The organism is Psychrobacter sp. CAL346-MNA-CIBAN-0220 (assembly GCF_040309805.1).
Classification (GTDB): domain Bacteria; phylum Pseudomonadota; class Gammaproteobacteria; order Pseudomonadales; family Moraxellaceae; genus Psychrobacter.
Map to the genome: position 1 here is coordinate 1 of NZ_JBEOPF010000497.1, position 255 is coordinate 255.

Consider the following 255-nt stretch of genomic DNA (forward strand, 5'->3'; position numbering starts at 1 on the left):
GGCTGAAGCTTTAATTAAATCAGCGATCATAATAGCTGAAATATCCACCACAGCGACCTCATTAGCAAACGATGAGTTATCAACCCTCACTTGCCCCGCAGAATCCACTGCGATGCCCGCGGTATTATGCGCGCAGGCACTCAATAGCAATGTTGTCGCGATAAACCATAATGAAGCTAGTTTCATACAATATCCCTCTCAAAACCGATGCAATTAAAGCCGTGGCTTAATAAAGATTTAAGGCATGGCTAATCC

1 protein-coding gene is annotated in these 255 nt (G+C 43.9%); it reads right to left on the reverse strand.

What is annotated here, in order from left to right; translation table 11 throughout:
* The coding region (locus AAEY88_RS14525) for a hypothetical protein (protein WP_350563525.1) at positions 1-186 on the reverse strand (186 nt) is incomplete at its 3' end.
* Positions 187-255 lie beyond the last annotated feature (69 nt).